This window comes from Microbacterium sp. MYb54 (assembly GCF_002979515.1).
Taxonomy (GTDB): Bacteria; Actinomycetota; Actinomycetes; order Actinomycetales; family Microbacteriaceae; genus Microbacterium.
On record NZ_PCPA01000010.1, the window covers coordinates 1 to 19545 of the forward strand.

Here is a 19545-nt window from a genome sequence, read left to right on the forward strand (position 1 = left end):
GGGGGTGGCGGAGGCGGAGGAGCGGGTGGGGGAGTCGACTGGCTGCTGCCCGTCGTGATCGGCGGTATCGTGTTGCTCGCCGCCGGCGGCACGGCGATCGGTCTGCTCGCCCGGCGCCGCCGTGCACCGAAGGCCGTCGCAGCGACCGATCCGGTGCCCGCCGGCATCCGTCTGCGCGTGAATCGCCTGCGCGAGCTGCGCGCCGACTACGCGAACGTGCCGAACAACCCCGTCGCCGCCGAGACGGCCGCGGGCATCGATGCACTCGCCTCGCACGTGGAGCAGCTGTTCGTGCGGCTGGATGCGAAGGCGGGGGAAGACCAGAGCGTGCTCGCAGAGGCGGAGTACTCCGACAAGCTGGCACGACTCGTCGCGGCGCTGGAGCCTGACTACCTGCTCGATCTGCTGACCCGCCCCGACCTGTGGGACGCACCGGATGAGCGGGTCGGTGAGGTGCGGGACGCGCTGGCAGCCGTCACCACCCAGATCGTCGACAACATCAAGCAGGTCAATGCCCGCAAGGGGCTGCTGTTCCAGGTGTCGCTGGACTCGCTCATCGGGCGATCCGAACTGCGCGACTGGGAGCGTCAGTTCAAGGAGGGCGCGGGGGAGTGAACCGACGGATCCCACTCCGCTAGCAACCCGGGTTGACAGGGCCTCGCTAAGCAACGTAGGTTGACAGCATGGAATCCCTCAATGTCGCACAGGTCGCCGCGGATACGACCGATCCTCGAGCGGGGCTGCGTGCCGTGGCATCACTGCGCACGCTCGCCGACACCCTCGAACTGCGCCAGGTCGAAGCCGCTCTGCGGTCCGGCATGAGCTGGCAGGCGATCGCCGATGCCCTGGGCGTCACCCGCCAGGCGGTGCACAAGAAGCATGCCAAGCGGATCGACCCGACCATCGATGTCCCGAGGAGGAACTCATGAGCAGGTTCACCCATGCCGCAGCCACCATGCACACCCTGTCGCTGGCCTCGATGGAGGAGGCCTCCCGCTTCGGTGTACGTGACGCCGACATAGATCACCTGCTCCTCGCCCTGACGATCGATCCGGGTACCGGCGGGCAGATCCTGCGCGGCATGGGCGCCGGCCTCGACACGTCCCGCGCAGCCGTCGCAGCACAGCACGCCGCTCAGCTCGAGCTCGTCGGCATCGCCTCCGACACAGACGGCCCCGGGCGCATCGTGTTCCACGAGACCTCGGGATACGAATGGACCGAACGGGCCCTCAGCGTCCTGAAGGAGGCGACGAGCGGCGACCGGAACGGCGACTCTGCGGCGGTGCTGCGCACGCTCATCGACGAACCGAGCGGGCTCATCGACGAGATCCTGCGACGACTCGACATCGACCCCACGACTCTCGCCGCACGGCTGGACGAGGTCCAGCAGCTCCGCCTCTCTCCCCCGACGGCACCCGAAACGCATGCGCTGTCCGGGACGCGCTCCCTCTTCGTCCCGGCGTCACTCGAAGACGTCTGGGCCCTGCTGTCGTCTGCCGCCCGCATTCCCGAATGGGATCCGGCGGTGGCCATGATCCACGCGGACGATGGCGCGATCGGGCCTTGGGACGCCGAGTCGACGCTCGCCACCCCCGACGGCAAACCCCTGCGCGTGAAAGGCGAGTTCCGCCGGCAGCGCGTCGAGCGGTCGCAGTGCGAGAAGCCCTCCCTCGTTCGCTGGCGGTTCTCGTACCCGGATGCCGTGCGATCGAATCCACGAGAGGTCGACTTCGAACTCGAACATGCCGCTGGCGGAATGCAAATCCGCGCGACTCTCACCTGGGATACGACACGACGCCGTCGAGGGCTTCGTGTGGTGCGCCCCCTCCTGAAGCCACTCCACCGCCTCCTCATCTTCACCCAGCTCGCACAGATCGAGAGCGGCATCACCCGCGTCTTCCGTTGAGGGACGGCGGGCACATCCCCGCGACGCGAAGATGCGCCCGCCCGATCGAGTCCGCTCAGCCCTTCGCGCCCTTGCGCGGCTTGATGAACTCGGCTGGTGCGTTCTTCTCCCGCTTCGCTGCTCGCTTCTCCTTGAGCGAGAGCTGCGGCGTCTTCTTGCTGTCGCGACCCTGGATGGACTTTCCGGACATGGTTACTCGCTTCCCCTTCGGTGGCTGGCGTAACCTCCGACCATAGCCCGGAACCAGGGGAAGTCAAATTTGCTTCTGACCGGGAAATTAATACGACGGTCTGACGTGGTCCACGCCCTGCAGGAGCGCATACGCCCCCAGTGTCGGCGCCGTACCCGGGGCGTCCACGTCCTCCTCGACGAGGAGGAGCACGTAGCCCGATCGCTGGGCCGCCCGACCCCAGTCCGAGGGGAGGTCGGTCACCCGATCAGCGATGAGGAGCGGTCGCGCGTCGATGCCAACAAGGTCGTGCACCGTCAGGATCCGATCCCCCTGGAATGCGACGCCGACCCGACCGACAGGAGTGAGCGGTCCGTCCAGGGGCGGCTCGAGGGTGCTCCAGCCGCGCTCACGCAGATGATCCGTCGTCCCCTCTGCACTGCCATCGGGCAACCGGAAGAGCATCGTCGCGAGCGGAAGCCCGCCCCGATTCAACACCACGAAGGTACATGCCGCTTTCGGAATGGATGCCTGCTTCGCTCGCGCTCGACGCACGGACATCACCCCGACGGCCACGGCGAAGGCCCCGAACGCGCCCTGGAACCCCCCGAGGAAGAACCCGAGCACGACGCCGGAGACGCAGAGCCCGAACGCCGCACTCGGACGCCAGCGATCAGCTCTCTCGGTGGTCGGCATTCCCGCTGCCCACCGCATCGGCCGCCGTTCCCGTCTCGACCTCATCCGCTGCGTGCACGCCATGGGCATCGACCGCGTCGATGTCGGCCTGCGTGAGCGGCATCAAGCGGTCCTCGAAGAACCAGCGCGAAACGGCCGAGCGCACGTTCTCCGTCCACGGGATGCGTCCCTTGGCATTCGGACGCACCACGAGCGGCGCATAGCCCTCGACGTCGATGAGCTTCCAGCGGTCGTACTCGTCCACCGGCTGGTGCACCTCCACGAACTCGCCGCCCGGCAGACGCACGATGCGTCCCGACTCGAAGCCGTGCAGCACGATCTCGCGGTCCTTCTTCTGCAGCGCGATGCAGATGCGCTTCGTGATGAAGTAGCCGCTGATGGGCCCGAGGAGCAACAGTGCCTGCAGGGAATGGATGACCCCCTCCATCGTGAGCATGAAGTGCGTCGCGATGAGGTCGGACGACGCCGCAGCCCACAGGACGGCGTAGAAGATCATGCCCGCCACGCCGATCGCGGTGCGCGTGGCCGAGTTGCGCGGGCGCTCCGCGATGTGGTGCTCGCGCTTGTCTCCCGTGACCCACGCCTCGAGGAAGGGGTAGATCGCGACCGTGACGATGAACAGTCCCATCACGACGACCGGGACGATGATCCCGAACGACCAGGTGCGATCGAACATCACGACATCCCAGTTCGGTGGCGCGAGCCTGAGTGCCCCGTCGGCGAAGCCGATGTACCAGTCCGGCTGCGTGCCGGCCGAGATCGGCGAGGGGTCGTACGGCCCGTAGATCCAGAACGGCAGGATCTGGAAGAACGTGCCGAGGACCACGATCACCCCGAAGACGATGAAGAAGAAGCCGCCCATCTTCGCCGCGTAGACCGGCATCATCGGGTAGCCGACGACGTTGTCGTTGGTGCGGCCGGGGCCGGCGAACTGGGTGTGCTTGTTGATGATCATGAGCATCAGGTGCACGACGATCAGCGCGATCACCAGCATCGGAAGGATGAGGATGTGCAGCGTGTAGAGGCGTCCGATGATGTCGGTCCCCGGGAACTCTCCGCCGAAGAGCATGAACGAGGTCCAGGTGCCGATGAGGGGGAGACCCTTGATCATGCCGTCGATGATGCGGAGGCCGTTGCCGGAGAGCAGGTCGTCGGGCAGTGAGTAGCCGGTGAAGCCCTCAGCCATCGCCAGGACGAACAGCACGAACCCGATCACCCAGTTGAGCTCTCGCGGCTTGCGGAACGAGCCCGTGAAGAACACGCGCAGCATGTGGAGACCGATCCCTGCCACGAAGACGAGCGCGGCCCAGTGGTGGATCTGTCGCACCAGGAGCCCGCCGCGGATGTCGAACGAGATGCGCAGGGCCGAGTCGAAGGCGGCGGTCATCTCCATCCCGCGCATCGGCGCATATGCGCCCGTGTAGTGGGTCGGCACCATCGAGGCCTGGAAGAAGAAGGTCAGGAAGGTGCCCGAGATGAACACCACCACGAACGCCCACAGTGCGATCTCGCCGAGCATGAACGACCAGTGGTCGGGGAAGACCTTGCGGCTCAACTCCTTGAGGAGCCCGGAGACGCTGGTGCGCTCGTCGATGTAGTTCGAGGCGGCGCCGACGAAGCGTCCGCCGAGGGGCGGTGCCTTCTTCTGCGCCGTCTGATCCAGAGTCGGAGACTCACGTGACATGGTGCGATCCTCTTCGGTCGTTGCTGGCCAGGGAGCTCTGAGGCTGCGCATGCAGGACCGCCCGCGGCCGGACGACAGCACGAGAGGGCTGCTGCGACGCGCGGGGAGGAGACGTCCGGGAGGGACGACGGGGAGGATGCGAGGCGGTTCCACACGCACATGGCAACACGAAATGACCTTCTGGTCAGTCTTGTCGCTGTGCGGGTACTGCGCCCTCGTCCGCTGGTTCAGGATCGAACCTGCCGCCAAGCTATCAGAGAACGTGCCCGCCCCGCGAAGGGGCGCGACGTCCACGCGGTTTGCTACCCTGGGGGAGGAAACAACGACGGAGGACGACCTCTGACGGTGAGACAGACCGGGGACGACCCCGACAGGAGTCTCCCGTGAATCAGCCTTCCGCCTGGCCGGTCTGGATCGTGTCCCGCGAACCCAGGGCCGCCCGCGCCACCCTCGTCCTGTGCATCACCTCGTTCTCGATGGTCAGTGCCGCCGCGCTCTCCGTCGGCGTGCGGGGAATCTGGCTCGAGCTCGTCCTCGCCGCGGGATTCCTCGTCTGGGCTACTGCGCAATGGGCGTGCGTCGAGCGCCGTCGACGTCGTGAATCGGCGTTCCGCCGCGATGTGGAGCGCTACATCGACGCACTCTCCCAAGCCTCCGCTCGGGAGTGAGCCCATCGCCGTCGATCGCGAGGCCACCCGCCACGACCGACCGCGTACCATCAGATGCAGTGCGCTGATACAGCGCTGCGGCCGGGACGACCCGGTCGTGGTTATCATTCGGGGACGGCCCCACCTCGAAGGAGTCCGGCGATGTCACGCACGGAGATTAGGCAGTTGATCGGCGTCACGGATATCGTCCGCGTCGTCCTGGGATGGGGCGCCTTCGCGGCACTCCTCCTCCTCCACCCGGTGCTGGCGCCCCCTGTGCCAGTACCCATCCTCATCATCGCGCTCGGGGCGATCATCGCGGTGATCCTCGTCTGCGCGTTCGGCGTCGTGAAGCAGGCCGAGGCCCTCGCGCATCGGCTCGGCGACCCGTACGGCTCGCTCGTCCTGACGCTGTCGATCGTGCTGATCGAAGTCATCCTGATCTCCGCGGTCATGCTCGGACCGGGCGAGCACGCGACCATCGCCCGTGACTCGGTCATGGCCGTCTCGATGATCATCCTCAACCTCGTCATCGGCCTCGCCCTCCTTCTCGGCGGGCTCCGCCATCGCGGCATGGCCCACAACCGCACCGGCACCTCGGCGTACCTGTCGATGCTGGTCGTGCTCGTCGCGCTCGCTTTCGGCCTTCCCGCCCTGATCGGCACCGACGGCTCGTACACGACGGCGCAGGAGATCCCTATCATCGTGCTCACCCTCGTGCTCTACGCCTTCTTCCTCTACCGGCAGATGGGTGCGCAGGCGAGCGACTTCACCGAGGTCGACCCGCGCCTGCTCCAGACCTCGCAGCATCAGGAGAAGGCGGAAGCCACAGGCGGGATCCGCCAGGTGCTGGCCGAGCACCGCAAGGAGGTCATCGTCCGCCTCGCGCTGCTCGTCATCACCGTCATCCCCATCGTGCTGCTGTCGCACGACATGGCTGCGCTGCTCGACGACGGGTTGGGCCGCCTCGGAGCGCCGGTCGCCCTCGCCGGCGTGCTCATCGCGGGGATCGTGTTCCTGCCGGAATCGATCACCGCAGTGCGTGCTGCTCTCGGCGGCGAAGCACAGCGCGTGAACAACCTCGGCCTCGGAGCTCTGGTGTCCACCGTCGGCCTGACCATCCCTGCAGTGCTGATAATCGGTATGTTCACCGGCCAGACCGTCGTGCTCGCGGAGTCGCCGGCGAACCTGCTGATGCTCGGCGTCACGCTGCTGCTGTCGGTGACGACATTCGCCGCGAAGCGTGTGACCGCGATGCACGGCGCGGCGCACCTGGTGACGTTCGCGGTGTACCTGGTGGTGCTCTTCAGCTGATCGAGGGTCGGCGAGAGGTTGCACGCCTCGCCGACCCTCCTCTTCTCTCTCCGTGATATTTTTGGCATAGGCCAAAAGTCACAGCTGCCGGAACCCGGCACAGGAGGGAGCATCATGTCCACGAAGATCGCCATCAACGGCTTCGGACGCATCGGGCGCAACTACTTCCGAGCCCTGCTCGCGAAGAACTCGGATCTCGAGGTGGTCGCCGTCAACGACCTCGCCGACACGCGCACCCTTGCGCACCTGTTGAAGTACGACGCAGCCAACGGCACCCTGCCGGGGCCGGTGAAGCACGACGAAACCCACCTGTTCGTCAACGGGCAGGCGATCCGCGTGTTCTCCGAACGCGATCCCCTTCGCTTGCCGTGGGCCGACCTCGGTGTCGACATCGTGATCGAGTCGACCGGGTTGTTCACCAAAGCTGAGCTCGCCGCGAAGCACGTCGAGGCCGGCGCTCGGAAGGTCATCATCTCAGCGCCGGCGACCGGAGACGACGGCACGTTCGTCCTCGGCGTGAACGAGCACACGTACGACCCCGAGCGGCACCACATCATCTCCAACGCCTCCTGCACAACGAACTGCCTGGCACCGGTCGCGAAGGTGTTCCACGATGCCTTCGGGATCGAGGCCGGCCTGATGACCACGGTGCACGCGTACACCGCCGACCAGAACCTGCAGGACGGTCCGCACTCCGACCTCCGCCGCGCTCGAGCGGCCGGGGTCAACATCGTGCCGACCAGCACGGGAGCGGCCAAGGCCATCGGCAGGGTCATCCCCGAACTCGAGGGAAAGCTCGACGGCTTCGCCCTGCGCGTGCCGGTGCTCACCGGCTCCATCACCGACCTCACCGTCACCGCCTCGCGGCCCGTGACCGTCGAAGAGGTGAAGGCCGCATACCGGGAGGCCGCAGAGGGGCCGCTGAAAGGCATCCTGCGCTACACGGAGGAGGAGATCGTGTCATCGGACATCGTCGCCGATCCGCACTCCTCGATCCTCGATGCGGGCCTGATCCGCGTGATCGGCGACCAGGTGAAGGTGTCGGCCTGGTACGACAACGAGTGGGGCTACTCGAACCGTCTGGCAGACCTCACCGAATACGTCGCCGAGCGGCTGCCCTCTCGCGAGGAGAACGCCGGTGCCTGAGCTACTCGACGCCGATACGTTCGCGCTCGACGTCTCGGGGTGGGTGAACAGCGCCCCGATCAGCCCCGAATCCCTCCGTGGGCGGGTGGTGATCGTCGAAGCGTTCCAGATGCTCTGCCCCGGATGTGTGAGTCACGGACTTCCCCTGGCGCAGCGCCTGCACGGGATGTTCGATCCCAGCGAGCTCGTCGTCCTCGGGCTGCACACGGTCTTCGAGCATCATGCCGTGATGGGACGCGAGGCTCTCGAGGTCTTCCTCTCGGAGTACCGGATCGAGTTCCCGGTGGCGATCGATCGTCCGGTCGCAGGTCACGACATCCCTGCGACCATGCAGCGATACGGACTCCGCGGTACACCGTCGATGATGATCGTCGATCGAGAAGGCCGCGTGCGGCAGATCGCCTTCGGCACGGTCGACGAGGTCGCCCTCGGTGTGTACCTGGGGCGACTCCTCGCCGAGCCCGCCACGGCCTCCGCGCTGGTGACCGAAGGTGTGGCGGGGCAAGCCGGCGAGTCGTGCAGCATCGACGGCGTGTGCACCTGAGCCTCCGTGCTAGCGCAGGACACCCCGCCGACGGCGGACGAGGAACGCGCCCGCCAGCAGAAGGAGCGCACCGAGCCCCGCGAGCAACGACACGGACGAGCCGTCCAGACCTGTCGTCGGGAGTCCGCCGCCACCATCCGGCGTCGGATCGGGCGACAGCACCGGGTACACGTTCGTGATCGATGCGGTCTGGGTCGTCGGCGGCTCGGAACCCGGGGTCGAAGGCGTCGTGATCGTGACGATCTGACCGTCTCCGAGCCTGGAGGCTTCGCCGTGCGCTCCGACCGCGCCGGTCTCGGCGACCGCGCAGGTCGAACCCAGTGGGAGCCCATCGAGGCGTCCCTTCAACTGGCTCTGGTTCGAGACGCTGATGACCCCGTCTGCCGGCAGCGCCAGCGGAACGCCCGCCACCGTGCAGTCGAGCTGGAAGTCGAACGCGTCGGGCGCACGACCGGTGTCACCCGCCACGACCTTCTGCACAGCGAGGTCGCCGTCGAGCAGCATGACTCCGGCCTGCACGGGGGCGACTGAGTACTCGCGGCCTCCGGCATCGGTCCCCACGGCACCCATCTGGTTCCAGGCGATCCCGCCCGCATCGGGAACAGCGATCGGGGCGAGGTCCGGATACGTGGCCGACTCGGGCACGTTCTGCGTCTCGTAGTGCAGAGACAAGACCTCACCGGGTGCGAACGAGCCGGCGGCGGTCCCGGTGAAGTCGATGGTCACGCGGATCCCGGTGACGTCTTCCCAGGCTCCGCTGTAGGAGAGGACCGGCGTCCAGGTGGCCGTGGTGTCGCAGAGCAGGTCGTCGAACCAGGCGGAAGTGGATCCCGTCCCGACGCAGGGCGAAGCGGATGTCGTGACATCGAGCGTGAGCGTCGCACCGCTGGGGAGAACGTTGGCCGAGAGCGAGTTCGGCAGAAGCACCGGCGCGTAGGTGCTGTTGCGCGCCGCACCGGTCGCGAGCAGCCGGTCGCCGATCCGCGGGAGGGGATCCACGAGCGACACGGTCTCGAAGCCGACCGTGCCGCCGTTCACGACCGAGAGTCGCCAGTCATCCGTCGCACCGACTGCGGTGTAGGCGGCGCAGGGGGTGCGGGTGTACCCGTCAGGATCGAGCGGGCACGCCGCATCGGGGTTGTTGAGGTTCAGCTGGCCGTCGACCAGGTCGCCGTCGATCTCGCCCTTGACGTACTTGTACGCCGCGAGCGCGCCGCCGGGCGACGGCTGCACGTAGTTCGTCGTGCCGCACTGGTCGGCAGCGAGGTCGGGAACCGTACCCTCTCCATTGCCAGAAGCGTTCGTGCAGGCGTCGAGCTCTTCATCCGTGGTGACGACGAACGTGTTGGTCGTGAACTGGTCGAGAGCGAGTCCCGGCGCGAGCACGAGGTTCACGGTGATGGTGAAGACCTCGCCGGGAGACATCCGGTCACCGCCCTCCGGCCACGTGAACGTCACGTTCTTGCCGGTGCCGTCGATCAGGGCCGACACGTCGGTGGACAGCGTTCCACCTGCGGAGGTCTGATAGGTGGGCGGCGAGAAGTCCCAGTCGAGATACTCCGGGAGCTGATCGACGAGCTGATCGATCGTGACGAACCCGGTACCCGTGTTCGTGAACTGCAGCGTCCACGGCAGGCTCGCACCGATGGAGACGACATGGCTCGTTCCCGGCTGGGACTTCACCACGTCGAGTTGATGCGTGCCGGGGTCGATGGCCAGTTCGGCATCGCCCTCATCATCGGCCGGAGCGTAGAGCCCGTCGAGTCTCGCGCTCTCCGCGGTGGCCGCGTTCGGGAGCGTGGTGGGCAGCGCCAGCGGGGCGCCGTCGCGCTGCGTCGCCAGCACGACCACGTCGAAGGCCAGCTGGGCGGTCCAGTCGTCCGGGGGCGCGTTGCGGGAGAACACGTCACCCGCGGCGTTACGGAACACCGCCCGAAGTCCGACGACGGCGGACGGATCGACTCCCGCGGGGAGGGCGGCGGTCGCCGCGTACGCGCCCTCGACCCAGTTCGTCCCCACGCGCGCATCGATGCGCACTTGATCGGCACCTGCCGGGAGCACGACGCTCAACGCCGGATCGGGCGCCAGCTGCACCGCGTTCCAGAAGTCGGCATCCGCATCGGTGATCGTGACCTGCTGCGTGGCCGCGGTCGAGGCTCCGTCCGTCGCGTCGAGGGTCACGGTGACGGGATTCGCCAACTCGGTCTCGAGGATCGCATCCGGATCGATGGTCTTCGCGAGAGTCACGTCGAGGAGCGCACTGACCAGCACGACCGTGTCGACGGCCGTGTCGTTCGGCGTCGACGCGGTACCGGACGGCGTGAGGACCGGGTCGTACGACTGCGCGATCACGTCGTTGGCGACGGTGCCCGGCTCAACGAGCTGGCCGGCATCCGAGCGCTCGTACTGCCGCACGCGGGTCTCGATCTGCACACCGAGGTCTTCGCCGGCGCGGATGCTGCCGCCCTCGGTCTCCGGAGCGATGCCGTGGAACACCACGCTCACGCCGACGACGGTCGTCAGATCGCTCGACGCGAGCGCGGCCGCTGCCGTGATCGACAGGGTGCGCGTGCTCAGGGTGCCGTCGGCCGCACGGTCCCACAGCGTCACCGTGGAGGCTGCGGGGTCGACCTGGTCGGCGGGATAGGTGAAGACGAGTGACTGCACGTCGAGCCGCTCGTAGGGGTTGGTCGCCGCGTCGTAGTCGGCGCCATCGAAGGGGTCGTCGGCCCAGGCATCGGCCGCGCTCACGCACTGGTCGGCCGCCCCGGCAGCGCACGGGATCGGGTCGGTCACCCGCACGTACGAGGCGCGCGCGGTGCTGTCGTTCCTCGCGGCGATGTCGAACGTCACCGTCGGATAGTTCGCGGGGTCCACGTCGGCCGACTCCGGGATCGTCACGGTCGAGGGCGTGACGGTCTTGTCCACCGAGACGAGCGGCGGCTGATCGATCAGGGTGATGTTGTCCTGCTCGGTGTCGCTGCCGTTGCCCGCCGCCGAGGTCCAGTCTCCGCGGAGCGAGTTCCACACGATCCCGGCGTCGGGATCGTTGAAGGTCTGGTCAGCGCTCACCCAGCGGTCGACAGTCGCCGTCTCGTCGCGCACCACGTTGCGCAGCTCCCAGGTGAGGAAGGTCGGCCGATACTGACCAACCGCCGAGGTGGCGAGACCGGAGCCGGGTTCGGGCCTCGTCGGGTCGGTGCTGGCGGCACGCGTGGCATCGTCGGGCGCATAGACGAGGCGCACACCGGTCGTACCGGCGGTCTGCTGCGGAGTGAGCGTGTAGCCGATGAAGCCGTCCGCGCCCATCCAGGAGCCGCCGGGCGGAGAGATGGGCGCCCAGGCACCGTCGACGAACAACCAGACCTCGGTGATGTCGTCCCAGGCCAGCAGCGGATCGTCGGCGAGCGTGATGGGGTCGATGCTCAGCACATCGAACGCCTGGAAGACGGTCGTCGCCGCACCTGCCGGATCGGTGTCGGGCGCGGTGGCAGGGTCAGTGAGGACGAGGGTGTTGATCCCGATGGTCCCGGTCCGCCACTCATTGCGCGTGGAGACGATGTCGCCGGACTGCGCATCGAGGAAGTCGACATCAGTGGTCTTGTCGCCGTTCTCGACCCACCGCTTGTTGGCGTCGACACCCGCCCCTTCACCTGTCGCGGGTGTCTGCACGCCGATCGTGTCCTGATCGGTGACGACGTCGCTGTCGATGCCGTCCGGGAGGCCGTCGACCTCCCCATGGCTCTGCGCCGTGGCTTCGTTCTCGTAGACGGTAGGTCGCTGCGCCGACTGCTCGTCGGCAGGATCGTCACGTGAATCCGTGGGCCCAGAGCCGTCACGAAGGTCGGTCCGCGCCTCGAAGACGAGGTTCGGTTCGACGCTGAACCCCTGCGAGAAGCCGTCAGGGTTGTCGAAGGTGAAGCGGATGCCTGTGACATCGGACGGCACGTCGGGTGGCGTCAGCGCAGCGGCGAACTCGGCGCGGCTCATCTGGAACGTCTCTGCGGTCGCACCGGTGCTGACCGTGGCAAGCGTGACCCAGGTGCCGTCGGCGCGCTGGTACTCGGCGGTCGCCGTGGTGTTCGGGGGGACCTGGGTCGGGGCGATCGCCACGATGTCGAACGCGTTCCAGAAGTCGTCGACCTGATCATCACGCCAGGTGTCCTCGACGACGATCTGGGTCGGGTCGACCTGCGCGACACCCGTCTCGGTCGTGGCGGTCAGGCTCGCGACGACGCTGTTGCCCGGTTCCACCGCCCCGCCGGGGGTGATCTGCTTGTCGAGGGCGACGCCGATCTGCGGGAAGTAGACGGCGATGTCGTCGGCGGCGGAGTCATCGGCCGTTCCCACATCGTTCGTGGCCGTCACGTCGATCGTGTTCGTGCGCTGATGCGTCGGCACCTCGGTGCTGACCAGCGAGAGTGCGGGTTCGATCGCGACGTCGATCGTCGCCGCGGTGTTCGCCGGCATGTCTCCGGTGAACTCGATCACGAAACCGGTGACGGTCCCCGGCGGCGGGGTCGGAGACGCGGAATCGGCGAAGGGGACCGGTGCCTGCGCGACCCCGTCGATGTACCAGGTGATCGTCGCCGCTGTCGCTCCCGCGGGGTAGTCGATGCCGGAGAGGAAGCCGCCGAAGACCATGTCCGCGTCGAAGAAGCCGAGGTCGGAGATCGTGAGACTCTCCACCGGGCCGTTCGAGGTGTTGGTCGCGGTGAGCTCTGCGAGCGCCTCACCACCGGCTGCGAGTTCGGCGGGGGTGATCGTCTTTCCCGCGAGCACATCGACCGTCAGGGGTCCGATCTCATACGGCGCGGTGGCGTCGTCGTTCGCCGTCGCGCCGCCGGGGGCGTTCACGGTGGAGGTGATGCTGTTGGTCACGGTGTCGCCGGTGGCGAGCGTGCTCCCGTCGTTGCGATCCGTCGACCGCTGGCCCACGGAGAACGCCGTCGAGGCAGCGGAATCGGACGCGATCGTGCCACCGGAGTACGTCAGGCGGACGCCGCCGACATCCGCCGGATCGACGCCTGCGGGAAGCGCCGGGGCCGCACCCGGCGTTCCCGACTGCCAGCTCCACGTGCCTGTCCCCTCGTCGTACACATAGGCGTCGACCTGCACCGCGGTCGCAGCCGGCGGCAGGGTGGTGGCCCCGAATCCCTGGAAGTCGACGATGCGGAACGGGTTGTCTGCGGACAGAGTCGTCGCCCCGTCGACCGCCGTGGTCGGCTCCTGGATCGCGAGCGTGTCGGCACCGATGTTCGACTGGTTCTGCGCGCCGATCGTGATCTCCGAGCTCTCTCCCGGATCGAACTGCTGCGAAGCCGGTGTCCAGCTCTTGCTGGCCTCGACCCCGATCACGGTGTCGACCGTGACGACCGCGTCGGCCGTGTCCGTGATCGTCGCCGGCAGATCGCCAGGGCCGTTGTCCCAGTCCGCCGCCGCCGTGTTCGTGACGGTGTCGCCGTTGTACTGCCAATCCGCCGGCAGATCGAGGGGGACCCGGAGCACGAGGCTCAACTTCAGCGTTCCACCCGCCTCGAGGCCTATCCCGCCATCCACCGGCTGCTGGAAGACGACCTGGAACGTGCAGTCGTCCGTGACCTCGACCGGTACGCCACCCTCTTCCACGCATCCCTCCGAGGTGACGGTGAGCGGCAGGTCGGAGGGAGTGTACGAGGAGCCGACGAACTCGAATCCCGCGAACTCGGCCGGGAGCGTATCGGTGAGTACGACGTTGAGACAGTCGACGTCGTCGCAGACCAGGTCGACCGTGTAGGTGAACTCGTCGCCCGGCCCGAGAGTGTCCTGCGTGTCCAGCCCATCGACGCGCTTGTCGATGCGGAGCGAGGACTCTGCCGCCTGTGCCGCGAGGGGCACGACGAGGCCGGCGCCGACGAGGGCGAACACCGCGACGAGGGAGAGGAGGAACTTGCGCAACCGGTTCTCGGTGGGCCGTGACGTCATCGACATGGTGCTCGTTTCGTGGGGAAGCCCGCAGGGGCAACGAAGGAGTGCTGGCCGCCGACGCCGTCTCGATGGATCAGTGGTGAGGCCGGGCCGGAGACCACGTGTTCATGTTCTGTGGAGTATAGGAGCGGGAGACCGTGCCGCTCTAGGGGGTGGCCTCCGGCCTCACCCACCCGGGGTGAGAAGTTCGGAGCCACAGCGGTGATCGTCACACGCGCCTCTGGTCAGGAAGCTCGGAACGCCGATCGATACTGGCTCGGCGTCGCACCGAATGCGCGGCCGAAGTGCTGGCGGAAGAGAGCCGCCCCTCCGAACCCCGTCGTCGATGCCACTGCATCCACCGGGAGCGAGGTGGCTTCGAGCAACTCGCGCGCCGCCGCGAGTCGCTGGGCGAGCACCCACTTCGCGACCGTCGACCCTGTGCGGACGCGGAAAGCCCGAGTGAACGAGCTGCGACTGAGATGTGCGCGGGCGGCGAGCACGTCGATCGACAGATCAGCCTCGAGGTTCGCCGCACTCCACCGCATCGCCTCGTCGATCGGGTCGCCACCGGCCTCCGGGATCGGCCTCTCGATGAACTGCGCCTGCCCGCCGGCCCGGTGCGGCGGTGCGACGATCCTCCGTGCGATGCGGTTCGCGACGTGCTGCCCCTCTCTCCGGGCGAGGAGGTGGAGGCAGGCGTCGATGCCGGCGGTGGCTCCGGCACCCGTGATGATCGCCCCCTCGTCGATGTAGAGCTCGTCGGGTTCCAGTGAGATGCGGGGGAACCGCTCCCGGAACACGTCGGCCCACTTCCAGTGCGTGGTCGCGGTTCGCCCGTCCAACACTCCGCTGTCGGCGAGAGGGAATGCGCCCAGGCACAGCCCGACCAGCTCGGCGCCGTCGTCGCGCGCATCGCGCAGCGCGAGCGACAGCTCGTCCGGCGCCGCGCGGTCGGGCTCACCCCACCACGGCACCACGACGACGTCGGCACCGCGCACGGCTTCGAGCCCGTGTCGCACGTCGATGTCGAAGTCGGCAGAGGTACGGAGCGTGCCCGCCCGCAGGGCCGCGACCCGGATCGGCCACGGATCGATCTCCCCGACGGGAGTCTCGCCACCCCACACGAGGGACGGGACGGAGAGGTGGAACGGGCTGATGCCGTCCACGGCGATCACGGTCACGCGGGGAGCGCCCATGCGTGTTCCTTCCTCCCGTGCGATGTGGACGAGCCGATCATGGCGACGCCTGACCCGAATCCGGCTGTTCAGAGCGGTTCGGGTCAACCAGACTACAGACGACCCCTGAGAGAGGACACCCGCCATGACCACGTCAGCCACACTCCGCACACTGAGCGGCATCGTCGACAGCCCCGCCGCACTCGCGACCTCGACCGTCGTGCTCATCGACTTCCAGAACACCTACACCCGCGGCGAGATGGAGCTCGAGGGATGGGACGCGGCACTCGATGCCGCCGCCGACCTTCTCGCGAAGGCGCGCCGCGCGGGTGCGACCGTGATCCACGTGCAGCACGATGGCGGCGTCGGTTCGGCATACGACATCCGCGACGACATCGGCGCGATCCACGAGCGCGTCGCTCCGAACGATGACGAAGCGGTCGTCGTGAAGACCGCTCCGAACTCCTTCGTCGGCACCGAGCTGGGGGATCTCATCGACGCAGCCGGCCACGAAGACGTCGTCATCGCCGGATTCATGACACACATGTGCGTCAATTACACGACCGAGGGCGCCTTCCTTCGGGGAAACCGTCCGACTGTCGTCGCTGCCGCCACCGCGACACGGAGTCTCCCCTCGGTCGTCGGCGACGTGTCGGCCGCGCAGCTCCACCGCGCAGCTCTCGCCGGCATCGCCGACCTCTACGCGACCGTGGTTCCGACTGCTGCCGACCTCTCCTGACGATCCTGGAACGACTCCCCACGCGACGGACTGACACGCTCGCGACGAAGGCCCGGTTCCCTGAGAGCCGGGCCTTTTCCGCACCCAGCGGCGATCTTTATTTTGAATGACTCAAAATAACGTGGTACGGTCGTAGGGAACCGAAAGACCGAATCGACCTTCCTCACGTCGACATCCGACAGCTCTCAGGGAAGGCGTCCGGTCGGCGGATCGCGCGCCGCCCATCGGGGGCACTTCGCCCCAGGGGTGTTTTGCGCGCCCACCACGCATGATCTGGTGCACCCGCATCCGACTGCGCCCGGAAACAGAGGAGAGGAACCGCTGATGGAGGAGACCCGAACCGGTTGGAAGCAGAATCCGGTGTTCAGCTCGATGCCGCACTCGATGGGCCGTGGCTCACGTGAGGACATCGTCTGGGAGGCACTCGACCGCGTGAACGGCAAACCGGTACCCACGATGGGTGCCATGCAGGCCGCCATGGGGAACGAGGCCCAGATCCGTATCGTCCACGATGTGATCCGCGCCTACCTCGACGCGCACGGCCTCCGTGACACCAGCGAGCTGGGCGCGCGCGCCGGGAGGTCGGCATGAAGAGGAGGGCCGAGGCGGAACTGACCCTGCACATCCGCTCTTCCGAGCTCTGCAGCTTGCCGACGGCCCCGCTGGGTGCCGACCAGTTCGTCGCGCAGCTCAGCTCGGTCGGACTCGGCAGCACCTCGTACGTCATCGGGCGTCGTGATCCGCGGGCGCCCGAATGGATCGTGCTCGACTACGCCACCGGTGGACACGAGCGAGTGTGGCGGCAGACTCGACCCCACTCCGACGGCGTCCTCATGTATGCCCTCGTCGAAGACGATTCTTCGAGCGGCTACGTCACCGTCGCATGACGCAGGGTGAGCAGCAGGGTCTAGGACGAGGGTCACCCCTACAGCACGACCACCGACCCGGAACGTGAGCGGGCAGCCCGTAGCGCGACGGCACCCAACGCGCCCGTTGCCAGGATGCGCGTCAGGATCATCACGTTGACGACCAGGATCATCGCGTTCTGGTCGGACACGCCGCCCGACATGATGGCGACCTCCATCAGAGACCCCAGCACCACCGCGGCGAGCGCGATCGCGGGAACGAACCGCCAGGGCTTCACCAACGGACTGCGCAGCACCCCGGCGACGATCGCACCGCTCAACCCCAGCTTGACGAGGGCGTTCACATAGAGCGGCGCCGCCGAGGTGAAGTCGAATGAAGCTGCCAGCACCGGCGGCCCCACGGGGAGCCAAGCCGCGAGGAGGAAGAGCGAGACGATCGCGGCGTTCGGCAGCTGAACAGTACCGTCGCGGCGCGCGGCACCGACACCGGCTGCAACGAGCGCGAGGCTGAAGGCCACGGTCGCCGTGGTCGAGATCACGACGAGAACGTCCACGACGAGAGAGCCGGGAAGGCTGCGGAACGCGACCAGCAGCGCCGAGACGATGAACAGCGCTCCCGATGCCAGCCACCACGGCGACCACCGCGACGATGCGCCTTCGATCGCGATCACCGGGGAATCAGGTCCACTCATCACTCACCGCTTCATGCTCAGGGGTAGGTCCTGCATCCACCTTCTCAGACACCCGAGGCGTCAAGGGAAGGGATGACGGCTCGGCGGCATGGCACCCTGGGTCATGCCCTCGTCCGTCCTCGAACACCGAAAGCGTCGTGATCTCCGGTGAATATCCACGTCACGGACGTCGATCCGCGAAACACCGCTCATCTGCTCCAGTGGAACAGCACCCTGCGCGACGGCTACGCGGTCGGGCGTCAGAAGGTGTGGTCTCGCAGCGACGCTGCGACGCGCCTGCAGTTCCAGAACCCGCATCCGACCCGCCGCTCGGTGCTGCTGCTCGCAGAGATCGACGGGGTTCCGGTCGGCGCAGCCGAAGCGCACGTGCATCCCGGCGAGCCGGCCGACGTCGAGATCGCCGTCCTCGACGCCTTCCGCCGCAGCGGGGTCGCCCGTACGCTGCTCCACGCCGTCCGGGACGCGCTTCGCGATACCGCGACGCTGATGCGCACCGAGACGTACTCCGATGTCGGAGTCGCTTTCGCGCGTTCCGAGGGTTTGTGGGTCGGCGTTCGCGAGAGCCGGCAGGTGATCGATCTCCCTCTGTCTGAGGACGCGTTCGACGGACTCCCCGGTGCTCCGTCCGATGTCGAGGTTCTCTCGTGGGTGGGCGGGTGTCCCGATGAACTGCTCGAAGGGTGGGCCCGGCTTCGCACTCACATGTCCCACGACGTGCCGATGGGCGACCTGACCCGCACCACCCTGCCCGCCGATGTCGCGGCCGTGCGCCGGAACGAGGAGCGCATGTCCGAACAGGGGTATGCCCTGGTGCGGAGCGTGGCGCGCCTCGACGGGGAAGCCGTGGGCTACACCGAGATCCTGCTCTCGCGGCCGGATCCGACGATCGTGCTTCAGGACGACACCTTCGTCGAGGAGCGCGTTCGTGGTCGCGGCATCGGCCGCGCGCTGAAGATCGCCAACCTCCGCCGACTCGCGAGCGTCCCGGAGAGCGCCGGCTCGCTGTTTCTGCAGACCTCCACGGAACTGACGAACGAGCCGATGCTCGCACTCAACAGCTCGATCGGGTTCGAGGAGGCAGACGTGCTCACCGTGCTCGAGGGCCCGCTGGGCTGACATCCGTCGCGCATTCGAGAGCGGGATTGGGCGTCCGCCGGCCGCCGTGGGGACGGCGGCCAACGAACGAAGCGCAGCACCCGTCGAGGCGCGATCTTGGGGACGATCGCTGTGACGGTGGGGACCGTCGGGAGTGCTGTGCTGTCGCCATCAGAAGGCGACGATCAAACGGTATCCACTCCCCGGCCGTCGCGGTGAAATATCAGTGCGCACTCAGTCCGGCGTGAGGTCGTCGAGCACGTACACGTAGAGGTCGCCGACGATCTCTGCCCCCTCATGAGCCGCTTCGTCGTCGACCGCTTCGAGAAGCTCCGCGATCGCATTGCTCACCATCGCTGCATTGCGCTCACGCCCGAGGTGCGTGAATCCGAGCACGAGGGCGGGGCGCTTGGCGGCGTGCATCGCCTCTAGATACTGATTCCGCGAGAAGGAGGCGAGCTGCTGGAAGAGGTTCCAGGTCAACCCGGAGGCGACGCGGTGGTCGACGAGCGGCGCGCGCCAGGCCGTGATCGCGTGCTCTGCCGCCACGCGGAACTCCCGGCGCTCGTTCGGGGTTGCGCGCGCGATGCCCAGGGTCGCCGCCAGAGTGGACAGCCCCGCGCACTCCGCCACGATGGCCGCGAGCCACGCATCCGTCGGGGTCGCCACGACCGACGACTTGTGCGCATGCGCCTCGACCAGATGCTGCGCCGTCAGGATCGAGATCGCCTCGCGCACGGTGTTCGGGGCGACATCGAGCTCCTTCGAGAGCTTCGAGACCTTCAGCGCCGCGCCCGGCGGCAGGTCGCCGATCTCCATCTTCGTGGTCAGCGCCTCCACCACGGATTCCAGTCGCGTCGGGACGGGTCGGGGAGCGGCCAGCTCCTTCCGGTCGACGAGATCCAGGATCTCGACCGACATGA

Annotated in this window: 18 protein-coding genes and 1 riboswitch; of the genes, 11 read left to right on the forward strand and 7 right to left on the reverse strand. The window is 67.7% G+C overall.

From position 1 onward, the window contains the following. From CQ040_RS12005 to CQ040_RS12015, 3 genes are all read left to right on the forward strand, one after another. The coding region (locus CQ040_RS12005) for a hypothetical protein (protein WP_219844764.1) at positions 1–615 on the forward strand (615 nt) is incomplete at its 5' end. Positions 616–683: 68 nt separating this feature from the next. Next, positions 684–929 (forward strand): hypothetical protein, encoded by a 246-nt coding sequence (locus CQ040_RS12010; protein ID WP_105526498.1) that lies wholly within the window; start codon positions 684–686, stop codon positions 927–929. After that, positions 926–1906: an SRPBCC domain-containing protein gene (locus CQ040_RS12015; protein ID WP_105526499.1), complete on the forward strand. Its 981-nt coding sequence runs from the start codon at positions 926–928 to the stop codon at positions 1904–1906. The genes CQ040_RS12010 and CQ040_RS12015 overlap by 4 nt, the downstream gene beginning before the upstream one ends. Positions 1907–1961: 55 nt before the next feature. Here CQ040_RS12015 and CQ040_RS21020 read toward each other — a convergent pair whose 3' ends face one another. From CQ040_RS21020 to CQ040_RS12025, 3 genes are all read right to left on the reverse strand, one after another. Next, positions 1962–2096 carry a hypothetical protein gene (locus CQ040_RS21020; RefSeq protein ID WP_258131296.1) on the reverse strand — a complete coding sequence of 45 codons (135 nt, stop codon included), beginning with the start codon at positions 2094–2096 and terminating at the stop codon, positions 1962–1964. Positions 2097–2183: 87 nt separating this feature from the next. Next, positions 2184–2771, reverse strand: a complete 588-nt coding sequence (locus CQ040_RS12020) for a hypothetical protein (RefSeq protein ID WP_105526500.1) — start codon at positions 2769–2771, stop codon at positions 2184–2186. Further along, positions 2749–4455 carry a ubiquinol-cytochrome c reductase cytochrome b subunit gene (locus CQ040_RS12025; protein ID WP_105526501.1) on the reverse strand — a complete coding sequence of 569 codons (1707 nt, stop codon included), beginning with the start codon at positions 4453–4455 and terminating at the stop codon, positions 2749–2751. Before CQ040_RS12025 ends, CQ040_RS12020 begins: the two co-directional genes overlap by 23 nt. A gap of 179 nt (positions 4456–4634) precedes the next feature. Further along, a riboswitch (guanidine-III (ykkC-III) riboswitch) is annotated at positions 4635–4699 on the reverse strand. A gap of 139 nt (positions 4700–4838) precedes the next feature. Between CQ040_RS12025 and CQ040_RS12030 the strand changes: the two genes are divergently transcribed. From CQ040_RS12030 to CQ040_RS12045, 4 genes are all read left to right on the forward strand, one after another. After that, the gene (locus tag CQ040_RS12030; RefSeq protein WP_105526502.1) at positions 4839–5123 is read left to right on the forward strand and encodes a hypothetical protein; all 285 of its coding nucleotides are present in this window, start codon (positions 4839–4841) and stop codon (positions 5121–5123) included. A gap of 141 nt (positions 5124–5264) precedes the next feature. Beyond that, the gene (locus CQ040_RS12035) at positions 5265–6416 is read left to right on the forward strand and encodes a calcium:proton antiporter (RefSeq protein WP_105526503.1); all 1152 of its coding nucleotides are present in this window, start codon (positions 5265–5267) and stop codon (positions 6414–6416) included. 114 nt (positions 6417–6530) lie between these two features. Next, complete coding sequence (gene gap / locus CQ040_RS12040; RefSeq protein ID WP_105526504.1) at positions 6531–7562, forward strand: type I glyceraldehyde-3-phosphate dehydrogenase; 1032 nt, start codon at positions 6531–6533, stop codon at positions 7560–7562. Next, entirely contained in the window at positions 7555–8106 is a 552-nt protein-coding gene (locus CQ040_RS12045; protein WP_105526505.1) for a TlpA family protein disulfide reductase, read from the forward strand. Before gap ends, CQ040_RS12045 begins: the two co-directional genes overlap by 8 nt. Positions 8107–8115: 9 nt before the next feature. On the opposite strand, the gene CQ040_RS12050 is transcribed toward CQ040_RS12045, so the two are convergent. Continuing rightward, complete coding sequence (locus tag CQ040_RS12050) at positions 8116–14070, reverse strand: DUF5979 domain-containing protein (protein WP_146113873.1); 5955 nt, start codon at positions 14068–14070, stop codon at positions 8116–8118. A gap of 227 nt (positions 14071–14297) precedes the next feature. Then, positions 14298–15251 carry a GlxA family transcriptional regulator gene (locus CQ040_RS12055; protein WP_105526507.1) on the reverse strand — a complete coding sequence of 318 codons (954 nt, stop codon included), beginning with the start codon at positions 15249–15251 and terminating at the stop codon, positions 14298–14300. Between the two features lie 124 nt (positions 15252–15375). Here CQ040_RS12055 and CQ040_RS12060 point away from each other — a divergent pair, with 124 nt between their 5' ends. The 3 genes from CQ040_RS12060 to CQ040_RS12070 all read left to right on the forward strand — a co-directional run bounded on the left by CQ040_RS12060 (position 15376) and on the right by CQ040_RS12070 (position 16856). Then, on the forward strand, positions 15376–15969 hold the full coding sequence (locus CQ040_RS12060) for an isochorismatase family protein (protein WP_105526508.1): 594 nt from the start codon (positions 15376–15378) through the stop codon (positions 15967–15969). A gap of 324 nt (positions 15970–16293) precedes the next feature. Further along, positions 16294–16560 (forward strand): hypothetical protein, encoded by a 267-nt coding sequence (locus tag CQ040_RS12065; RefSeq protein WP_105526509.1) that lies wholly within the window; start codon positions 16294–16296, stop codon positions 16558–16560. After that, on the forward strand, positions 16557–16856 hold the full coding sequence (locus CQ040_RS12070; protein WP_105526510.1) for a hypothetical protein: 300 nt from the start codon (positions 16557–16559) through the stop codon (positions 16854–16856). Before CQ040_RS12065 ends, CQ040_RS12070 begins: the two co-directional genes overlap by 4 nt. A gap of 38 nt (positions 16857–16894) precedes the next feature. On the opposite strand, the gene CQ040_RS12075 is transcribed toward CQ040_RS12070, so the two are convergent. Further along, entirely contained in the window at positions 16895–17527 is a 633-nt protein-coding gene (locus tag CQ040_RS12075) for a hypothetical protein (RefSeq protein ID WP_146113874.1), read from the reverse strand. Between the two features lie 147 nt (positions 17528–17674). On the opposite strand from CQ040_RS12075, the gene CQ040_RS12080 reads away from it, so the two are divergent. Next, complete coding sequence (locus tag CQ040_RS12080) at positions 17675–18643, forward strand: GNAT family N-acetyltransferase (protein ID WP_105526512.1); 969 nt, start codon at positions 17675–17677, stop codon at positions 18641–18643. 213 nt (positions 18644–18856) lie between these two features. On the opposite strand, the gene CQ040_RS12085 is transcribed toward CQ040_RS12080, so the two are convergent. After that, positions 18857–19543 carry a GntR family transcriptional regulator gene (locus CQ040_RS12085; RefSeq protein ID WP_181156729.1) on the reverse strand — a complete coding sequence of 229 codons (687 nt, stop codon included), beginning with the start codon at positions 19541–19543 and terminating at the stop codon, positions 18857–18859. Positions 19544–19545 lie beyond the last annotated feature (2 nt).

Excerpts from the sequence above, each read along its gene's own strand:
- CQ040_RS12035 (WP_105526503.1), top strand. The coding sequence starts at position 5,265 with ATGTCACGCACGGAGATTAGGCAGTTGATCGGCGTCACGGATATCGTC.
- CQ040_RS12015 (WP_105526499.1), top strand. The coding sequence starts at position 926 with ATGAGCAGGTTCACCCATGCCGCAGCCACCATGCACACCCTGTCGCTG.
- CQ040_RS12025 (WP_105526501.1), bottom strand. The coding sequence starts at position 4,455 with ATGTCACGTGAGTCTCCGACTCTGGATCAGACGGCGCAGAAGAAGGCA.
- CQ040_RS12060 (WP_105526508.1), top strand. The coding sequence starts at position 15,376 with ATGACCACGTCAGCCACACTCCGCACACTGAGCGGCATCGTCGACAGC.
- CQ040_RS12010 (WP_105526498.1), top strand. The coding sequence starts at position 684 with ATGGAATCCCTCAATGTCGCACAGGTCGCCGCGGATACGACCGATCCT.
- CQ040_RS12050 (WP_146113873.1), bottom strand. The coding sequence starts at position 14,070 with ATGACGTCACGGCCCACCGAGAACCGGTTGCGCAAGTTCCTCCTCTCC.
- CQ040_RS12020 (WP_105526500.1), bottom strand. The coding sequence starts at position 2,771 with ATGCCGACCACCGAGAGAGCTGATCGCTGGCGTCCGAGTGCGGCGTTC.
- CQ040_RS12075 (WP_146113874.1), bottom strand. The coding sequence starts at position 17,527 with ATGAGTGGACCTGATTCCCCGGTGATCGCGATCGAAGGCGCATCGTCG.
- CQ040_RS12065 (WP_105526509.1), top strand. The coding sequence starts at position 16,294 with ATGGAGGAGACCCGAACCGGTTGGAAGCAGAATCCGGTGTTCAGCTCG.
- CQ040_RS12085 (WP_181156729.1), bottom strand. The coding sequence starts at position 19,543 with ATGTCGGTCGAGATCCTGGATCTCGTCGACCGGAAGGAGCTGGCCGCT.
- CQ040_RS21020 (WP_258131296.1), bottom strand. The coding sequence starts at position 2,096 with ATGTCCGGAAAGTCCATCCAGGGTCGCGACAGCAAGAAGACGCCGCAG.
- CQ040_RS12070 (WP_105526510.1), top strand. The coding sequence starts at position 16,557 with ATGAAGAGGAGGGCCGAGGCGGAACTGACCCTGCACATCCGCTCTTCC.
- CQ040_RS12055 (WP_105526507.1), bottom strand. The coding sequence starts at position 15,251 with ATGGGCGCTCCCCGCGTGACCGTGATCGCCGTGGACGGCATCAGCCCG.
- gap (WP_105526504.1), top strand. The coding sequence starts at position 6,531 with ATGTCCACGAAGATCGCCATCAACGGCTTCGGACGCATCGGGCGCAAC.